The sequence below is a fragment of the Bradyrhizobium sp. WSM1417 genome (genome assembly GCF_000515415.1).
Taxonomy (GTDB): Bacteria; Pseudomonadota; Alphaproteobacteria; order Rhizobiales; family Xanthobacteraceae; genus Bradyrhizobium.
On the sequence record NZ_KI911783.1, the window covers coordinates 3,273,113 to 3,288,725 of the forward strand.

General features: G+C 65.8%; 13 protein-coding genes. 6 read left to right on the forward strand and 7 right to left on the reverse strand.

All coding sequences use genetic code 11. From position 1 onward, the window contains the following. Positions 1 to 1,350, forward strand: coding sequence for a carbohydrate porin (locus tag BRA1417_RS0115820; protein ID WP_027516578.1), 1,350 nt, complete (start codon positions 1 to 3; stop codon positions 1,348 to 1,350). Between the two features lie 109 nt (positions 1,351 to 1,459). Here the strand turns inward: BRA1417_RS0115820 and BRA1417_RS0115825 are convergent, their stop codons facing one another. Next, complete coding sequence (locus tag BRA1417_RS0115825; protein ID WP_027516579.1) at positions 1,460 to 2,347, reverse strand: VOC family protein; 888 nt, start codon at positions 2,345 to 2,347, stop codon at positions 1,460 to 1,462. 167 nt (positions 2,348 to 2,514) lie between these two features. Here BRA1417_RS0115825 and BRA1417_RS0115830 point away from each other — a divergent pair, with 167 nt between their 5' ends. Continuing rightward, positions 2,515 to 3,702 carry a CaiB/BaiF CoA-transferase family protein gene (locus BRA1417_RS0115830; RefSeq protein WP_027516580.1) on the forward strand — a complete coding sequence of 396 codons (1,188 nt, stop codon included), beginning with the start codon at positions 2,515 to 2,517 and terminating at the stop codon, positions 3,700 to 3,702. On the opposite strand, the gene BRA1417_RS0115835 is transcribed toward BRA1417_RS0115830, so the two are convergent. After that, on the reverse strand, positions 3,699 to 4,484 hold the full coding sequence (locus tag BRA1417_RS0115835) for a DUF72 domain-containing protein (RefSeq protein WP_027516581.1): 786 nt from the start codon (positions 4,482 to 4,484) through the stop codon (positions 3,699 to 3,701). The two genes, BRA1417_RS0115830 and BRA1417_RS0115835, sit on opposite strands and share 4 nt — an antisense overlap. 94 nt (positions 4,485 to 4,578) lie before the next feature. Between BRA1417_RS0115835 and BRA1417_RS0115840 the strand changes: the two genes are divergently transcribed. Next, positions 4,579 to 4,794 (forward strand): hypothetical protein, encoded by a 216-nt coding sequence (locus BRA1417_RS0115840; RefSeq protein WP_027516582.1) that lies wholly within the window; start codon positions 4,579 to 4,581, stop codon positions 4,792 to 4,794. 6 nt (positions 4,795 to 4,800) lie between these two features. Here BRA1417_RS0115840 and BRA1417_RS0115845 read toward each other — a convergent pair whose 3' ends face one another. From BRA1417_RS0115845 to BRA1417_RS0115865, 5 genes are all read right to left on the reverse strand, one after another. After that, positions 4,801 to 5,949, reverse strand: coding sequence for an amidohydrolase (locus tag BRA1417_RS0115845; protein ID WP_027516583.1), 1,149 nt, complete (start codon positions 5,947 to 5,949; stop codon positions 4,801 to 4,803). A gap of 268 nt (positions 5,950 to 6,217) precedes the next feature. Beyond that, entirely contained in the window at positions 6,218 to 7,306 is a 1,089-nt protein-coding gene (locus BRA1417_RS0115850; protein ID WP_027516584.1) for a mandelate racemase/muconate lactonizing enzyme family protein, read from the reverse strand. 102 nt (positions 7,307 to 7,408) lie between these two features. Continuing rightward, a complete protein-coding gene (locus BRA1417_RS0115855; RefSeq protein ID WP_245286364.1) occupies positions 7,409 to 8,416 on the reverse strand; it encodes an alpha/beta hydrolase in 1,008 nt (335 codons plus the stop codon). A gap of 326 nt (positions 8,417 to 8,742) precedes the next feature. Beyond that, the gene (locus tag BRA1417_RS0115860) at positions 8,743 to 9,936 is read right to left on the reverse strand and encodes a M20/M25/M40 family metallo-hydrolase (protein ID WP_027516586.1); all 1,194 of its coding nucleotides are present in this window, start codon (positions 9,934 to 9,936) and stop codon (positions 8,743 to 8,745) included. Between the two features lie 24 nt (positions 9,937 to 9,960). Beyond that, positions 9,961 to 11,214, reverse strand: coding sequence for an MFS transporter (locus BRA1417_RS0115865; protein WP_027516587.1), 1,254 nt, complete (start codon positions 11,212 to 11,214; stop codon positions 9,961 to 9,963). Positions 11,215 to 11,370: 156 nt separating this feature from the next. On the opposite strand from BRA1417_RS0115865, the gene xylB reads away from it, so the two are divergent. The 3 genes from xylB to BRA1417_RS0115880 all read left to right on the forward strand — a co-directional run bounded on the left by xylB (position 11,371) and on the right by BRA1417_RS0115880 (position 15,594). Next, positions 11,371 to 12,816: a xylulokinase gene (gene xylB / locus BRA1417_RS0115870; protein WP_027516588.1), complete on the forward strand. Its 1,446-nt coding sequence runs from the start codon at positions 11,371 to 11,373 to the stop codon at positions 12,814 to 12,816. A 209-nt stretch (positions 12,817 to 13,025) separates the two neighbouring features. Next, complete coding sequence (locus BRA1417_RS0115875) at positions 13,026 to 14,561, forward strand: sugar ABC transporter ATP-binding protein (RefSeq protein ID WP_027516589.1); 1,536 nt, start codon at positions 13,026 to 13,028, stop codon at positions 14,559 to 14,561. Continuing rightward, positions 14,554 to 15,594, forward strand: a complete 1,041-nt coding sequence (locus BRA1417_RS0115880) for a ribose ABC transporter permease (RefSeq protein WP_027516590.1) — start codon at positions 14,554 to 14,556, stop codon at positions 15,592 to 15,594. Before BRA1417_RS0115875 ends, BRA1417_RS0115880 begins: the two co-directional genes overlap by 8 nt. The last annotated feature ends 19 nt before the right edge of the window (positions 15,595 to 15,613 follow it).

Below are 15,613 nucleotides of genomic sequence, written 5' to 3' on the forward strand. Positions count from 1 at the left end.
ATGTTGCGCAGGTTTATAAACACCGCAGGGGTGTGCGGTGTGGGGATTGCTGTCTCATCGCTGTTTTGCGGTGGAGTATATGCGGCCGATTTTTCGACGAAAGCTGCACCTGTTCCGTATGGTACGGCTGACGATTTCTGGACGCGGCCGTATCTGTTCGGCGATCTCGGCAGGACCAAGCTGAAGGAACAGGGCATCGAGCTGGGCCTGACGCTCGGCAACGAATCCGTCGGCAACCTCTCGGGTGGAAGCAGGAACACCGCAGCCAACGCCGGTCAGTTGTGGTTCGGCGCCAAGCTGGATATGGGAAAACTCGCCGGCATCCCCGGCGGCACCGTCGGTCTCACGCTGGTCGACCGCTTCGGCAAGAACCTGAATACCGAAGCGGACATTCCCGCCCTGCAGCTGACCAACGAAGTGTTCGGCCGCGGCAATATTCTGCGCCTGACGCAGCTCTATTACTCGCAGAAGCTTTTCGATGACCGCCTTGAACTCAAGGGCGGCCGTCTTCCGGTCGGGTCGGACTTCTTCTTCGGGCTGTGCGAGTTCATCAACCTGACCTTCTGCGGCGGTCAGCCCGGCAACATCCAGGGCGGCTACATTTACAACTGGCCGGTGAGCCAGTGGGCCGGTGTCGTGCATTACAAGATCGCGCCGGAATTCACGGTGTCGGTCGGTGTCTACGATGCCAATCCGGGTTACCTGACGACGTCAGACCCTGGCGTCTACTTCCTGCCCGGCATTCCCGCCTCGAATCGCGCCAGTGGCGTGATGGTGCCGGTGGAGTTGGTCTGGGCGCCGAAGGGCCCCTTGACCGGGACCTGGAGACTTGGCGGCTGGTACGACAGCGCCTCCTCCATTGATGGCGGTCTTCCGGGTGTCATCAGCACCATCCCGGGCGTCGGTGGCGTCCCGGATCAAAATATCAGTGATCAACGCGGCCGCTTCGGCGTTTACGAGTCGATCCTGCAGCGGTTGACCGTCGAGGGTCCGGGCGCGCAGGGTTGGTATACCTTCCTCAATACCACCGTCGCCGATCACCGGACGTCGTACCAGGATTACCAGATCGCTCTGGGCTTCAGGCATACCGGAACGTTCTCCTGGCGTCCCCAGGACGAAGTCGGCTTCGCTGTGGGCACGACCCACGTGAACACGGCTGCCCTCAGTCCCAACGCCGGCGGCAACGAAGTGCCGCTCGAAGTCTGGTACGGATGGCAGGCGACCGGCTGGCTGAACCTCAAGTTCGAAGCCCAGTATGTCATCAATCCCGGTGGACGCGGCTATAACGCGGTCGGGGTGAAGACCGACAACGCCGTGGTTCTTGGCATGCGCACCGAGGTCCACTTCTGACGGGACGCTCACCCGTCTGATGCGAAAGGTGGGGCATGCCCGTCCCACCGGAGCGCACGCAACATGTGGCGGCTCCGCTCAGCGGAGCCGCCCGGGACTTGGTTATCACCTATCCCTCATACTGGTCCGGCCCCATCGCCCAAAGCGATTGATCGTGGCCGGATGCGTAATTGCGATTGTTCAGCGCCGGATTGCGATTGACCATCGGCCGCATGAACATCGGATGGGTGGCGCTGCGCACCTCGTGCTCGACCGTGAACAGCGGCTTTCCGCTGTCGAGATCGACGATATCGCAGAAGCGGTACTGGTACTGATTGTCCTCGCGCGAGATCAGATCGCGCGCCAGCAGCTTGCGATACGGGCCGGAAAAGTCGGTGATGTACATCTGCACGTGGTGGCCGTCATAGTCGCCTTGCGGCCGATCGGTCTCGCGGAACAACAAATGCTGGTCGCGGCCCGTCTTCACGGCGGCAACCGTGCCGTCGCCGTTCCGCAACTCGGATGGCATGCCCATGATCTCGGGGTAGAAGGCACAGATGCCGCGTGCCGATCCCACCGGTACGTCGAGCTCGACATAGGGGATGCCGAGCGCGACGCGGCCGAAGCGCGCGGCGTCGGGCTCGTAGCAGCGCAAGCGGTTGCCCCACGGACAAATCGCCTCGACATGGTCGTTGTGCTCGGTGAAGGCGAACGCGGTGCCCTCGAGCTTTTTGGCGACCGACGCCAATCGCGCCAGCAACGCCTCGCGGCCCGCGATCACCAGCCCGACATGACCGCGCAGCACCTGCGGCCTGCCGCTCGGCAAGTGAAACTGGCTCCGTCCGGCGTTGATCCACATGTTGGTGTCGGACACCATCAGAAAGGGATCGCGGGTGAGCCCAAGGCCTGCGACATAGAACAGCGTGGCGAGCCGCTGGTCCGGGACCTGGATGTTGACGTGCTCGAAATGGATCGCGTTGCCGAGATCTTCTTTGGATCGATCGAATTGTTGCGGCATGGACGGGGCTCTGATGGGGGAGGGACAGGTCCATCCTAGAGCACAATTTCCGCCAGTCGAAATGATTCGCGGATCACATCTCGAGGGTAGGGGCATGGCGTCCATTGTCACCTTGCCGCAAATGCCAATCCCTGTAAGCTGACAAAAAGCACAAAGGAAAGAGATCGATGGGAGGGGTTCTGGACGGCGTCCGGGTTCTTGATTTCGGGCGCTATATCGCGGGGCCCTATTGCGCGACCTTGCTGGCCGAATTCGGCGCCGAGGTCATTCGCGTGGAGAAGCGCGATGGCAGCGAGGACCGCTTCGTGGCGCCGGTCGGCGAAACTGGCGAAGGTGCGCTGTTCCTTCAGGTCAACCGCAACAAGAAGTGCCTCACGCTCGATCCGATGAAGCCGGAAGGGCAGGAGGTGATGCGCCGGCTGATTGCGACCGCGGACGTGGTCGTCGCCAATCTGCCGCCGCAGACCTTGCGCGCGATGAAGCTCGACTACGATTCACTCAAGGCGATCAAGCCGGACATCATCCTGACGACCGCCACCGCGTTCGGCGGGCCGGGACCGTGGTCCGACCGCGTCGGTTTCGACGGCGTAGGCCAGGTCATGTCGGGCTCGGTATACATGACCGGGGCCGGCGATCCGCCCTACCGGGCCGCGGTCAACTGGGTTGATTTCGGGACGGCGCTGCATTGCGCGTTCGGCACGCTCGCCGCGCTGATCGAGCGCGGCAAATCCGGGCGCGGGCAGATCGTCGAGGGTGCATTGCTCGCAACCGCCTTGTCCTTCACCAATGCCACGCTGATCGAGCAGGCCGTCATCAACGTCAATCGGGTGCCGACAGGCAATCTCGGCCAGACCGCGGCGCCCGCCGACATCTACCGCACCAGGGACGGCTGGGTGCTGTGCCAGGTCACGGGGCATCCGCTGTTCAAGCGCTGGGCCAGGCTGATGGGCGAAGAGGAGCAGTGGCTGAACGATCCGCGCTTTGCCGACGACATCAGCCGCGGCAACAACGGCGCCGTCATCAGTGAGCGGATGGCACGCTGGTGCGCCGAGCGCACCACGCAGGAGGCCGTCGACACCCTGGGCAAGGCCATGATTCCGACCGGCCCCGTGCTGAGCCCGCAACAAGCGCTGGATCATCCGCACGTCCGCGCCGCCGGATTCATGCAGGACGTCGCCTATCCCGGCCTGCCGAAGCCCGCACCGGTGGCACGCGCCGCCGTCCGCCTCTCTGAAACGCCCGGCGAAATCGCGACGCGTCCGCCGACGCTCGGCGAGCATACCGATCTTATCCTGACCGAGCTCGGCTACGACAAGGCCGCGATCGCGGCGCTCCGGCAAGGCGGCATCGTCTAGCGGTGAACAACGGCACCTGCGCGGCGGCTTGCCGTCGTGATCGCCGCGCTTTGCCGCACGTTGAGCAATTGCTTCAACGCCTGTGCATCGGCCGGCGCCGCGCTCTTCTGGTCATTGTCGAAATAGACGTAGACGTCGCAGCCCTGCCGCTTCCAGGACTTGATGCGCCGCGCCCATTGCGCCAGCGTGGGTTTTGTATAGTTCCCGTGATAGCGCCCGCTTGGTCCGTGTCCGCGCACATAGACGAAATCCGCCGTGCGCTTCCATGGCGCCGGCGCGTCGTGATGGTCGGACAGGCACAGCGAGATGTTCTCGTCGGCCAGCATCCGCAAGATGCGCGGCTGATACCAGCTCGGATGACGGAATTCGAAACTGTAACGCCGCTTCCGCGACAACAGCTTGAAGAAGCCGGCGAGGCGGCCCGCGTCGGCTTCGAATTGCGGCGGCAGCTGGAACAGGATCGGGCCGGCCTTGCCGCCGAGCCGTGAGATGCGATCCTCGAGTAGCTCGAGGCTGTTCACCGAGCGATCCGACAGGCGCTTCCAATGCGTGATGAATTTCGACGCTTTCCACGCGAAGACGAAATCGCGGCCGGTCTGCTCCCGCCAAGCCGTGACGGCCTCCGGCGTCGGGGTGCGGTAGAACACGCCGTTCAGCTCGGTGGTGTCGAACTGTCCGGCGTAGTAGCTCAGCTGCTGCTTCAGCGTCACGCCCTCGGGAAAGAACGGGCCTCGCCAGGAGGCGTAATGCCAGCCGGAAGTTCCGATCAGAACGCGCGCCATATTTGAGGTGTCCATCCGTTGCGATTTGCCGGATGGGAACGTCCGTGCGGCCGATACGTTGCTCGTGAGCTTGATCAACGCAGGACCGGAACCGATGTACGCGCTGTTCGAAGGCAACAAGCAGATCGGCGATCCCTTTCCTACCGAGAAGGAGGTGTGGGAAGCCGCCTTGATCGAGGGGCTGGTGACCGACGTGCCGGTCGCGGACGAGGAGGGCGGCCGGCTGCTGCCCGCCGGCTATCACGTCGCGCAGGTCGAGGAGAATTTCGAGCCGAAGCCGGGCTGGAAGCTGCCGCGCGAGATCTCTTGAGCGGGCCTAGTTCGAAGCCAGCGCCGCCTTGGCAACTTCCGCCATCCAGCCTGAGGCCACCGGCAGGATCGCATCGTTGAAATCATAGCGCGGGCCGTGCAGCTCGGCGCCATCCCGCAATTCGCCATTGCCAATCCAGACGAAGGCGCCGGGGCGCCGCGAGAGAAAGTGGGCGAAATCTTCCCCGGCCATGCTGGGCGCGAGGTCGCGCCGCAGCTCGGCCCGCACCTTGTCCGCAGCGAGGCGCGCGAGATCCGCCTCGGCCAGCGTGTTGATGACGACGCCGACGCCAATGACGATCTCGGGCGTGACCTTGACGCCGAAGCTCGTGGCAATCCCGGCGCAGATCTGTTCGATCCGCGCCACGACGGTGTCCTTTACCGCATCACGATGGTAGCGCAACGTGCCGCCGATCGAGACGCGTCCGGCGATCTGGTTGCGTGCCGTGCCGCCTTCCAGCGTGCAGAGCGAGAGCACGGCGGTGTCGAGCGGATCGACGCTGCGCGACACGATCGATTGCAGCGCCACGATCAAATGGCCGGCCGCCATTACCGGATCGCGCGTCAGATGCGGCATGCCGGCGTGACCGGCATGGCCGTCGATGGTGATGCTGACGCGCCCGCCGGAGGCCATGACGACGCCGTCATGGACCGCGATGGTGCCTACGGCGAGTCCCGGCCAGTTGTGAAAGCCGAACACCCGATCCATCGGAAAGCGATCGAACAGCCCGGCCGCGACCATTGCGCGCGAGCCGCCATAACCTTCCTCGGCCGGCTGGAAGATGAAATCGACCGTGCCGCTCCAACTGGTGTCGGCGGCGAGCAGGGCGGCGGCGCCGAGCAGCGAAGCGGTATGCCCGTCATGGCCGCAGGCATGCATCACACCGGGATTTTGCGAAGCGTAGGCGAGCCCCGTATCTTCGCTGATCGGCAGCGCATCCATGTCGGCGCGCAGGCCGACGCGGCCCTGGGCGTGCCCGCGCGTCAAGGTCGCGACGATGCCGTGGCCGCCAACCCCGGCCTCGAAGGAAATGCCGAGCTCGGTGAGCTTGTCCTGCACGAAGGCGGCGGTCGCTTTCTCCTGGAGGGACAGTTCGGGATGCGCATGCAAATGCCGGCGCCACGCGGTCAGTTTCTGGTGCAGCTCGGGGGTCAAGATGGGAATCTCTCGGATTATGTGTCGGCGTCGACACCATAGCCGAATAACCGCTGCTTGCATCAAGCGCCAGCGAATGCCTCGGGTGCAGCAACGCGTTGGTGATTGCTGGCGCAAACCGACAGCGCTGCGCGCTCCACTTCACCTCTCCCGCTTGCGGGAGAGGCCGGGAGAGGGCTCGATCGTCATTGGGGATCTCACTGCGGAGAGACCCTCTCCTCGACCCTCTCCCGCAAGCGGGAGAGGAAGGCGCGGCCGCGGCTCCGTGCTACGCCGACAGCTTCGTCAGCCCGTTCCAGTCGAAGCTGATGCCGTGTCCGATACGGTCCGGCGCGAGCGCAAGCCCATCCTGCAGCACCAGCGGATGCTCGATATATTTGTCGAGCCCAAAACCGTGCGCCTCCAGGTACGACCGGTTCGGACAGGCCGCGAGCAGGTGCACGGTGATGTCGTGCGCGCCATGGCTGGTGACGGGCAGGTTGAACGCCTCCGCCAGCCGCGCGATCTTCATGAAAGCGGAGACGCCGCCGCAATTGGTGACGTCAGGCTCGGGATAGGACACCGCGCCCGCGACGATGTAATTCTTGAACTCCCACAGCGAACGCAAATTCTCGCCCGCCGCGATCGGCACGCCGCCGACCTGCATGATGCGGACATGGCCCGCGACATCGTCGGGGATAACAGGCTCCTCGAGCCAGGTGAGGTCGTAGGGTTGGAACGCGCGGGCGGCGCGGATCGCTTCCTCGACCGTCCATTTCATGTTGGCATCCACCATCAGCGGAAAGCCGTCGCCGAGATGCTGTCGCATCGCGGAGACCCGCGCCACATCCGACTTGAGGTCGGGCCGGCCGGCCTTCATCTTGATGGCGCGAAAGCCTTTGGCGAGATTGCCGTCGGTCTGCTTCAGCAGCGCCTCGACCGAAAGATCGAGGTCGATGCCGCCGGCATAGCAGGGCACGCGCGCATCGAAGCCGCCGAGCAATCGATACAGCGGCAGCTTCGCGCGCCGCGCTTTCAAATCCCACAGCGCGATGTCGAGGGCCGAGAGCGCCAGCACTGCCGGCCCGCCGCGGCCGCCATAATGCAGCGCCCACCAGACCTGATGCCAGATCGCCTCGGTATCATCGGCTTCATGGCCCTCGACCAGCGGGGGGATTTCGCGTTTGAGGATGTCGGCGACGGCGCCGCCATTGCGCCCGACCGTGTAGGTGTAGCCGACGCCCTCGGCGCCATCGGCATCGCGCACCCGGCAGGTGATCAGCTCGAACGCTGCGATGTCGCCGTGGGTCGAGTCGGAGAGCATGACGGGGAGAGGGATCCGGTAGAATCCGGTCTCGATGTTTGAAATGCGCGGCATGATTTTCTCCCTGCGTTTTCTTTGCAGGCTAGACCGACGGCCGCGCCGCGGCAATGCGGTCGTTGCGACATCGCGGCGCATCTTGGGCAAGATCGCGTTGAGCTATTGCGCCGGCGCGCCGGCGGCCGGTCGCCGCGAAGCGTCCTCGGCAAGCTGCTGACCTTGAGCGAGCCTGCGCTCGATCATGCCCATCACGGTGGTCACGTCTTCGAAGGCGCGCGAATGCGCTTGTCCCTGTAAGCGGGTGATGTCGAACACCAGAATATTGGCCCGCGCCAGTTCGTCCTTGTAAGGCTCTTCCTCCGCGTTGACATCGCCGAGCCGGGTGAGGCCGCCCGCGATCGACTTCGACAGCTTCAGCGCACCGTCATCCTGCGACAGGAACAGCGCGAATCGCGGCCGCGACGATCCCATCTCCTGCATCTGTTCGCGAAACGCCGCGAAGTCGACATCGGGGGCCACCATAGCCACGTTCCTGATCTTGCCGCCGATCTTCCCAGTCCGGCGTGCCCTGGCCTGGAGGGCATTCAGCGTGATCAGGCAGCCCATGGAATGGCAGAGCACGGTGACCTCGCGGATTGCGGGGTTGAGCGCCACCTGCTCGATCAGCCCGTCGAGCGATCCGACGGATTCACGGGCGACCTCGCCGTCGCGCTCATAGGCGCGCAATCCGACCAGGCCTTGCGAGGGCCAAGAGAACAGGATCGGAATCACCGGGGCTCTCGAGTCCTGGACGATTTGCGCGAAGCGATAGACCGCATCGTCGAAGCGGTTGTTGAAGCCGTGGACGAAGATCATCGCCTTGCTGCGGCGGGTCTTCTTGGCGACACTGTTGATGGCAGTATTGAAGGCGGTCCTGTCGAGATAGTCGGCCGACACCGTGACGAACTCGCGGCGCGGATCGCCGGGCGGCACCGTCGGCCACTGGATCGCTCCGACCACGCGGGCCTCGTCAGGCGGAATTGAGACAGAGACCATCGCGTAGGACATCGTGGCGGCACGTTCGCGGCTGAACATGTCGCCAGTGTCGACGGCGGCGCGCTCGCGGGTCGTTGCTACAAGCACCGGAACACGTGACGTGCTCTCCGCGGCCTCGACCGGAACGAGCACGCCCTGCAAGGGGCGTCCTGCGCAGGATGCGCAAGCAAGAGACAGGATCAAGACGCCCGTCACGCGCCGGCAAGTGCGGGAGGTGGCCTGTGAGCTCATGCTGCTGCGAGGAATGGCAATGGGTCCGTGCCCCGATCTTTCGCGACCTCCGCCCACTGCTGGACCTTCGGCCTCTGGTTCACTTGATTTAGATCAAGCGCAGCGGGCCGGGCGCTTCGATCCGCGGCCGGCGCGGGGCCGGTCGACCCAACGCGCGAAGCGCTGTCCCGCGGAAGGATATCGCCGGCTTTGTTTTCCAATTCGTCGGCGGGGTTTTGGTGGGCAGCTCACCGCATCGTCGCGAGCTGCACGGCCAGCGCGCAGGCGCGGTCGTATTCGTCCAGATTGATCCACTCGTCGATCGTGTGCGCCTCGTTCTGGCCGGCGCCGAAGGTCACGGTCGGAACGCCGTGGCGGACCATCCAGTTGGCATCGAGGCCGCCATTGGCGGTGCGCACGTTCGGGGTGCCGCCGACGGCGGATACGGCCTCTACCGCGCGTTTGACGACGGGAAGGTTGTCCTTCATGCGGAACGGGAAATAATCGGTCTCGGCCTTGAACTTGACCTTGCCGGACTTGCCTTGCGCGTTGGTGACTTTCTTGGCCGCCTTCTCGAACGCGGCCTTGTAGGCTTTCGTGATCTCCTTGAAGAATTTTCCGTCATGGCTGCGGCTTTCCCCGCGCACATGTACGTAGTCGGTGACGACGTTGGTGGCGTCGCCTGCAGGCCGCCCCTCGCCGCCGGTGACGGGGCCGACATTGCTGGTACCTTGCTGCTTGCGCTTGACCACCTTGCCGAACCAGCCGCCGGCCTTCACGTCGGCCAGCGCAAGCGCGAGGATCATGGTCGAGGAGATGCCGCGCTCCGGCGCGACGCCGGCATGCGAGGCGCGGCCGAAGATCTCGACGGTCCAGCGATCCGCACCGACCGCACCGATGACGACGTTGGAGGCCGAGCCGCCGTCATAGTTGAACGCCATCACCGGCGAGCCAAGCTCGTCCAGCTTGACGTGGCGCGCGCCGTAGAGCCCGCTCTCCTCGCGCACGCAGAACAAAAGCGTGATCGGCGGATGATCGAGCTGTTGCTTTTCGAGCTCGGCTGCTAGCGTCACCAGCACGCCGCAGCCGCAGCGATTGTCGCCGCCGAGCGCGGTCTTGGCCTCGTTGACGATCTTGCGACCAGACTTCTTCGGCCTGGCGCCGGCGCAGAGCGGCACGGTATCCATGTGGGTCATGAACATAATGCGCGGCTGGTTGTGCAGCGCGCCGCGGCCGGGCAGGTCGACGATGAGGTTGCCGGTCTCGGTTGGCACCGGAATACGGGTATTGGCGTCGTCGAGCCGAATCGCTTTCGCCGGCACGCCGCTCTCCTTCAGCGCAGCCGTGAGCTCACGCCCGATCGCGGCCTCCTGTCCGGTGACGCCCTCGACGGCGAGAAAGCGCATGAGGCGGTCGGTGGCGGCTTTGGTGTCGACAGGCATGAGATGTCCCCTTGATGCAGGGCTCTACTCTATCGTCGGTCTTGGCGAGGTATAGACCAAAAAGATCAGCGCGCCGATGCCAAGCATGGCAGCCATGAAAAGCAGCACCGCCGGCAGCCCCGCGAACGCCGCCACGCCGCCGGTGACCGACTGCATCAGCGCCGCGCCGAGGAAGAAGGCGAGGTTGATCGCCGCGAGCGCCTTGCCTGCCACTTGCGCGTCGACCAGCTGCCGCGACATGCCGAACAGCAGCGGCTGCGCCGAGGTCGCCAAGCCGATGAGCACGAACAGCACCAGGTCGTATTGCGGCGGCATCACGGGAAGGCCGAGCAGCATCGCGATGGCATAGTGCGGCGCCCCTAACGCCATCAGCGCCAGCAGCAATGCGCCGACCAGGTGCGTTCCCGCCACCAGCGCGCGGCGGTGGCCGATCCTGCGGTCGATCATGCCGACGAGAAGGGGACCTGCAATCATCGCCAGCGTGAAGGCGCCGAGCTGGTTGCCGGCCTCGACTCGGGACAATCCCTTGACCTGCATCAGCCACGGCCCGCCCCACAGGCCGCGCAGCACCAGCGAGGTCGCAAGCGATACCAGCGCCAGCGCGATCAGGCCGCGCAAGGGCCGCGAAAGTCCCAGCCTGAGCACCTCGATCATCTGCGACAGCGGCGAGGATTCGTCCTTGTGCTCGGCCGGCTGATTCGGCACCAGCAGGAACACCGCGAGCGCTACGGCGACGCCGCCGAGCGCCGAGATCCAGAACCCGGCGCGCCAGCCGTAGGTGTCGACGACGAAGGCGAGCGGGCTCGATGACAACAGCATGCCGATATTGCCGATCGAGAGGATCGCACCGGACCACAGCCCGAAGCGCGCGGCCGACAATTGCTTGGCCGCCAATGTCATCGGGCACATCAGCATGCCGGAGGTGGCGACGCCCAGCAGCACCTGTCCGACCGCGAAGCTTTCGGGTCCTGTCGCGAACCCCGACGCGATGGCGCCGACCACGGTTCCCGCGAGCAGGCTCAGCGACACCGGCCGCACGCCAAAGCGGTCCATCGCCGCACCGACCGGGATCTGCGCGGCCGCAAACGCGAACGGGTAGACCGAGGTGAGGCTCGCCAGCGCCTGGGGTTCGATGCCGAAATCCGCCGCCATCAGGTCGAGGCTGACCGCCGGAATGGTGCGCAGCAAGGTCGAGAGCATGTGCCCGCAGGCCAGTGCAAGCAGCGCAAAGATCAGCGCGCGGGTGGCTCCCGCGTCGTGGGTGGCGGCAGTGGTCATGGGCGTTGCGTCCCGGCAAGGTTTCGGGTGGGGTTACATGATTGACGGGTGCATGCCAACATCGGGACCGCCATGCCCGCAATGTCATTCCCGCAATGTCGTGGATGCACAAGGCAATGGACGCGCAAGATCCTGGACCTGCAAGGCAAGTGAATCATGTATCTCGGCATCGACCTCGGCACCTCCGCCGTCAAAACCGTTCTGGTCGACGAGGCGCAGCGCGTGGTGGCGAGCCGCAGCCGGTCGCTGACGGTCTCTTCGCCGCGTCCCGGCCATTGCGAGCAGGACCCGGCACAGTGGATCGAGGCCACGTTCGCAACGCTGGACGCCTTGAAGGCAGATCACGCGCGCGAACTGGCCGAGGTCGAGGGCATCGGCCTGTCCGGCCAGATGCACGGCGCGACGCTGCTCGACGCCGGTCACACGCCATTGCGGCCCTGCATTCTCTGGAATGACGGACGGTCCTTTGCGGAATGCGCCGAGCTGGAGCGGTGCTGGCCCGCCTTGCGGACGACGACAGGCAACAAGGCGATGCCGGGATTCACGGCGCCAAAACTGCTGTGGGTCGCCAGGCACGAGCCGGAGATCTTCGCGGCGACAAAACTCGTGCTGCAACCCAAGGCCTATCTGCGCCTGGTGCTGACGGGCGAGGCGATCGAGGATGTCTCGGACGCCTCCGGTTCGCTGTGGCTCGATGTTAGGAGTCGCGATTGGTCGGATGAGGGGCTCGCCGCGACCGCGCTGTCGCGCCGCCAGATGCCGCGCCTGGTCGAGGGCTGCGCGCCGGCGGCACGGCTGCGCAGCGAGATGGCGCAGCGCTGGGGCATGACCGGGCGGCCGATGATCGCGGGCGGGGCCGGCGACAATCCGGCGGGAGCTGTCGGCATCGGCGCCGTCAATCCCGGCGCAGCCTTCATTTCGCTCGGAACCTCCGGTGCATTGCTGGTGCCCACCGAGACGATCGCGGCCAACCCGGAGCGGGTCGTGCACATTTTCTGCCACGCCGTCCCCGGCAGGTGGATTCAAGCCGGCGCGATCCTCTCGGCAGCATCGTGCCTGGCCTGGATCGCGCGGCTGTTCGGGACCTCGGAGGCCGAGCTGCTGGCGCCGCTCGGGTTGCACCCGAGGGCGCCGTCGCCGGTCAGCTTCCTGCCGTATCTCTCCGGCGAACGCACACCGCACGACGACCCCGACGTGCGCGGCATGCTCGATGGGCTCAGTCACGCCACCGATCGTGACGCGATCGTGCAAGCCGTGCTGGAAGGCGTCGCCTTCGCGCTTGCGGACTGCCGGGACGTGCTTGCCGAGACAGGACTGGCGATCGCGGAGGCCGATGTCATCGGCGGCGGTTCGCGGTCGCGGTTCTGGTTGTCGGCGCTGGCCAATGTCCTGAACATGCCGGTGCATCGCTTTGCCGACGGCGAGACGGGCGCGGCATTCGGTGCGGCGCGGCTCGGCCGCCTCGCCGTCACCGGTGAGGCGATCGACGCCGTCTGCACCGCGCCACGGCGCGTCGAGACGTTCGAACCTGAGCCCGCGCTCGCGCAGGCCTATGCCGAGCGGCTGCCGCAATGGCGGCGCCTGTACCGGCCGCGGCGCTGATCGCGATACGCGATGATGTGGCGAAGAAAAGGCATCACGCGCGAGATCGGTTCCGTCTGCAAAAGATAAAAGCAGCGCCGAACCGTTGGTCGGCATGCCGGAGGTATTGCCCTGCGCCACAACCTTTTGTTTAATGCTTGCACCCGCGCCGGGGACCAACGAGACGCGGGCGAGATTGCGATGCCGCCGTCGGCGCGTGGGGAGGTGTGATGAGCGAGCCCATCCTCGAGATGCGCCGGGTCTCTAAATCGTTTTTCAGCATCAAGGCGCTGCGCGACGTCGACCTCACCGTCTACGCGGGCGAGATCCACGCTTTGATGGGCGAGAACGGCGCCGGCAAATCCACCCTGATGAAGATCTTGTCGGGCGCCTACCGGCCGGACCCGGGCAGCGAAATCCGCATCGATGGCCAGCCCGTGCAGATCAGCGGCCCGCTCGGCGGCCGCGCGGCCGGCATCGCGATCATCTATCAGGAACTCTCGCTCGCCCCCAATCTGAGCGTTGCGGAGAATATCTATCTCGGTCGCGAGGTCTCCCGCGGCGGCTTGCTCGCGCGCGAGGCGATGCAGGCCGGCGTCGGTCCGATCCTGGCGCGGCTCGGCGCGGATTTCACGCCGCAGACGCTGGTCGCCAATCTCTCGATGGGCCAACGCCAATTGGTCGAGATCGCGCGCGCGCTGCACGCCCGCTCCAGGATCCTGATCATGGACGAGCCGACCACCGCGCTCTCGGCCGGTGAGAGCGAAAGGCTGTTTGCGCTGATCCGCCAGCTGCGCGCCGAAGGCCTCGCCATCATCTACATCTCGCATCGCATGGACGAGGTCTATGCGCTCGGCGATCGCGTCACGGTGCTGCGCGACGGCACGCTGGTGGGTTCGCTCGACAAGGGCGACATCCGCGCCGACACCATCGTCCGGATGATGGTGGGTCGCGACGTCTCGTCCTTCTACAAGAAGGAGCATGATCCCAGGAACGATCCCAACGCGCGATCGGGAGCTCCCGTGCTCGCGGCCGTCGACATCGCCGACGGCAGGCGCGTCAAGGGATGTTCGCTCACGGTGCATGCGGGCGAGGTGGTCGGTCTTGCCGGCTTGGTCGGCGCCGGCCGCACCGAGCTTGCGCATCTCATCATCGGCGCCGCGCCGATGGTCTCGGGCCATGTCGAAATCGAGGGGCGCGCGGTCTCCATCCGGACGCCGGGCGAGGCGCTGGACGCCGGCATTGCCTATCTCACCGAGGACAGGAAGGCGCTCGGCCTGTTCCTCGACATGTCCTGCCTCGACAACATCAATCTCGCGGTGCTCGGCCGGGATGCGAAATTCGGCGGCATCCTCGACCGCGACAAGGCCCGCGACCGCGCCAAGCGCGCGTTTGCGGGCCTCGGCATCCGCGCTGCGAATGTCGGTGTTCCCGCCGGCGGGCTCTCCGGCGGCAACCAGCAGAAAGTGCTGCTGTCGCGGCTGCTCGCGATCGGCCCGAAGATCCTGATCCTCGACGAGCCGACGCGCGGCGTCGACGTCGGCGCCAAGTCCGAGATCTATTCGATCATCGACAATCTCGCGAAATCCGGCACCGCGGTTCTCGTCATCTCGTCCGACCTGCCCGAGATCATCGGCATCTGCGACCGCGTCGTCGTGATGCGCGCAGGACATATCGCCGGGCAGATCCGGCGCGACGCGACATCGCCGCTCAATCAGGAGGAGATCATGGCCCTCGCCACCGGAACGGAGCAGCTCGATGCCTGAGAACGGCGCTTCCGCCAACACCGCCCCCGTGGCGCCCGGTCTTGCCGCCGCGCAGGAGACCAAGCGGCAGCGGACGCGGATGATCATTCGCGCGGTCGGCATGCTGCCGGTGCTGCTGTTGCTGTGCATCGGCTTTCACGTGCTGTCGGACGGCCGCTTCTTCACCGGCCAGAACATCGGCATCGTGGTGCAGCAATCCGCGGTCAATACCGTGCTGGCCGCAGGCATGACCTTCGTCATCCTCACCGGCGGCATCGACCTTTCGGTCGGCTCCATCCTGGCGGCGGCGGCGATGGCCGGGCTGATCATCTCCAAATTCCCCGATCTCGGGGTGCTGTGGTTGCCGGCCGCGGTGCTCACCGGCGCCGTCTTCGGCATTCTCAATGGCGGCTTGATCGCGCTGTTGCGGCTGCCGCCCTTCATCGTCACGCTGGGGTCGCTGACCGCCGTGCGCGGCGCGGCCCGCCTGCTCGGCGCCGACACCACGGTGTTCAATCCGTCGATCCCCTATGCCTTCATCGGCAACGGCGCCTTGACCCTCATTCCGGGCGTCGTGTCGATTCCCTGGCTCTGGGTGATCGCGTTGCTGGTCATCCTGGTGTCGTGGCTGGTGCTCAAGCGCACCGTGCTCGGCGTGCACATCTACGCGGTCGGCGGCAACGAGAGCGCGGCGCGGCTCGCCGGCATCAAGGTCTGGGCCGTGCTGATCTTCGTCTATGGCGTGTCCGGCCTGCTCGCGGGCCTCGGCGGCGCGATGCAGGCGGCGCGCCTCTACGCCGCCAATGGCCTGCAACTCGGCCAATCCTACGAGCTCGACGCCATCACCGCCGTGATCCTGGGCGGAACCTCCTTCGTCGGCGGCATCGGCTCGATCTGGGGAACGCTGGTCGGCGCGCTGATCATTGCGGTGTTGTCGAACGGCCTGATCCTGATCGGCGTGTCCGACGTCTGGCAATATGTGATCAAGGGCCTGGTGATCATCGGCGCCGTGGCGCTGGACCGCTATCGGTTGCAGGGCTCGGCGCGGACCTGAGAGCAAGAAATGCAGCGGG